The organism is Blautia sp. Sow4_E7 (genome assembly GCF_052116245.1).
Lineage (GTDB): Bacteria > Bacillota > Clostridia > Lachnospirales > Lachnospiraceae > Blautia_A.
In genome coordinates this window covers 1-2,933 of the sequence record NZ_JBQKLL010000093.1, presented here as the reverse complement: position 1 = coordinate 2,933, position 2,933 = coordinate 1, and the positions used below count along the sequence as shown (strand labels likewise).

The 2,933-nt window shown below is 46.7% G+C and carries 3 protein-coding genes; all 3 read right to left on the bottom strand.

Going from position 1 to position 2,933, the window contains the following annotated elements; all coding sequences use genetic code 11:
* Positions 1-1,705, bottom strand: a 1,705-nt coding sequence (gene tnpC / locus ACTQ50_RS19355; RefSeq protein ID WP_441485526.1) for an IS66 family transposase, incomplete at its 3' end; no start/stop codon positions are given.
* A gap of 310 nt (positions 1,706-2,015) precedes the next feature.
* A complete protein-coding gene (tnpB, locus tag ACTQ50_RS19350) occupies positions 2,016-2,375 on the bottom strand; it encodes an IS66 family insertion sequence element accessory protein TnpB (RefSeq protein ID WP_262655769.1) in 360 nt (119 codons plus the stop codon).
* Positions 2,369-2,752, bottom strand: a complete 384-nt coding sequence (gene tnpA, locus ACTQ50_RS19345) for an IS66 family insertion sequence element accessory protein TnpA (RefSeq protein WP_262655771.1) — start codon at positions 2,750-2,752, stop codon at positions 2,369-2,371. Before tnpA ends, tnpB begins: the two co-directional genes overlap by 7 nt.
* Positions 2,753-2,933 lie beyond the last annotated feature (181 nt).

Below are 2,933 nucleotides of genomic sequence, written 5' to 3'. Positions count from 1 at the left end.
GAAGGTCCCCTCGATTTTCAGGTAGTATTTTTTCTGTATCTGTTATTCCTGAACAGTTTTCCTTTATGAATTCACTCCACGGCATCAGCTGTTTTATGCCTGCGGGCTCATTTTTATAGTCCGGCATATACAGCAAGAGTGTGTAGAGGTATTGATAAATGTTCAGGTTGTTTGCCTTGGCTGTTTCAATCAGGCTCATGACGATTGCGCTTGCATTTGCACCATCAACCGTATCATGAAACAGAAAGTTCTTCCTGGCTGTTGCGTAAGACTTTGCCCTCCGTTCCGCTGCGTTGTTTGAAATCTCACATCTTCCATCAAGAAGATAGTTCATCAGTGTTTCTTTGTGGTTGAAGGCATAGTTTACTGCTTTTTCAAGTTTGCTTCCGCCTGTCGGATTCAGGGTTCCCAGCCATGACCAGAATTCATTCCATATTTCCGGTTCCTTTTCCTGGCGTTTCTGCTTCCGTTCCTCTGCAGGAAGTTCCTTATAGCAGCGTTCCAGGAAAAACAGACGGTTGCAGAAAGCTACTCCTTTTTCTGCCGGAAGAAGGCCGTTGTCATCTGACCTTCCGGCAGAAGGCTCTTTCAGTTTCTCTTCTGAATTGATATCCAGAAGCTTCAGCTTTTTCCGGCCTCCTGCCGGGACAGCTTCATAAAACTTCCTGCGGCAATGTGCCAGGCAGCATACCAGGACCACATCTTCGATCCTTCCGTATGCGGAGTAACCGTCACAGTGCAGCAGCCCTTTGAATCCGGACAGGAATTCGATCGGGTTTTCCCCGCCTCTGCCGGGCCGGTAATCATAAAGCACGATTCCCGGAAGCCCATCGCTTCCACTCAGATAGATCCACATATAAGATTTTGAGGTGGCTTCCTTCCCTTCTTCATGAAGGACCTGGCATGGTACCTCATCCGCATGGATCACTTCCCGGCCTAAAAGTTCCTGGTGAAGTGCCTCATATATGGGGGCAAAGTATTCCAGCGCACAGTAGTTATACCAGTGTGCTGCTGTTTCCCGTGGAAGAGGGACTCCTTTCTGGAACCAGTCTTTTTCCTGGCGATAGAAGGGAAGATACAGACAGCTTTTCTGGTACATGACCATAGCCACCATATCCGGTGATGCCGGACTATGGGGAAGTAAGGCAGCTGGTGTTTTGGCTGCCCGGATCGTTGTATCGTCCTCCTCGTGGCAGGCCGGACAGACCAGGGTCTCCTGAAGATACCTGACACGTTCTACCTTCGCAGGGGTGATCCTCAGTTCCTCACGGACAGTTTTGTACCCAAGATGTTCCATAGGCGCATCGCAGTCCGGGCAGAAACGTTCCGATTCCGGTACGTCACATCTGATATCCCGGATAGGGAGCAAGGCATACAGATCACCACGTACGGATTTCTTTTTTCTGGTACGTGTATGTTCTTTGACCACGACAGTTTCTTCTGGCTCTGTATTCTGTTCAGACAGATCCACGGATCTTTCCTTCTTTACTTTTTCGCTGGAAGTACCAAAAAACTTTCTCTTAAACTCATCCAGGGTTTCATTCAGGTTTGCAATGGTACTTCTAAGATCTGTCACCGTGCTGCGGAGTTCGTCAACAGTGGAACGCAGGTCAGAGATCGTCTGGTCCTTTTCTTTCAGGCGTTCTTCCTGCTCCGCATTTGTTTTCATAAGCAGCTGGATCATATCCTCAGGATTTACAGGCATTGGCTTTATCCGTCCTTTTCTTTCTTATCTTTATTATAAAGGAAAAGAAAGATGGGCGCAAACCAGCGGGATTTTCGCTTCGTCATTGTGACGGGGGATAACTTTCCTGAAAAAAGGCAAAAAGCTGTAAATATCATGCCACTTTGCTTTTTTTCATGAAAGTTATCCACAGATAAAAAATCAGAGCCGTCCCTGGGGTGGGAACATCCACAAATCCAAAAACCGCAGGATGCGGACGGTGGATAAATGCCTATTGTCTTTGACCTGGAACAGAAATGAAAATTTATAAAATCTCTGTTTTGCACAAAGGTTAAAAATCTTTCTTCCGCCCACCAGCCCTGATTGCCTTTGGCTGGTCGATGGAAAGGCCTTCCATAAGCCACCGGAATTCCTGCCTGGAAAGTAGCCTTGCTTCGGAAGCAGTCCTCGGCCACTGGAAACGTCCGGTTCCATCCAGCCTTTTCTGCATCAGGACGAATCCTGTTTTGTCAAAGTAAAGGGCTTTGATTTTACGGCTGTCCCTTCCGCAGAACAGATAGACAGCATTGGCATATGGATCCAGCTGATAGGTGTCGCGGATGATCGCCATCAAACCATCAAAACTCTTTCTCATGTCGGTTCTTCCGGTGATCAGGAAAATTTTTGATACACCGGAGATGTCGCCTAACATAATGCCCGCAGCACAGAGACCGTATTTGCGATCGTTTCCCTGGCTGCTCTGTTTGAGATATCAAGCTGGATTCCATTCATCCGGATTGTGATGACAGTATCAGGATGCTCCCCCTCACCACCTGCTGTCTGGGTTGGCGGGATACAGAATTCCTGCTCTGCAAAAGAAACCGGAACAACTTCCTGTTTTTGTGGAAGCGTATCCTTTCGTTCTGTGATCTCACATGCCTTGGCTCGCAGGCGGCGTATATGATAATAAAACTTGCTTGGCTGGATATGATGCTCTTCACACCAGGTTTTATCCGGAAGGCCGCTGGTACGACATTCATGGATAATATCCAGCCATTCTTCATCAGATCGACGCGGATGTCTTTTCAAAGTAAATCACTCCTAATTCTAAAAATATTTGGAGTGTTTTTTTACACTGGACCCTAATGATGTGAAGTAAAATGGTCCGAATAGTAAAGTAACATAGAAGATGTATATAAACTCCACTCCATGAGAGAATTATCTCATGAAAAAAGGAAACTGTCTAAACGGTGGGTTATTCATCGCATAC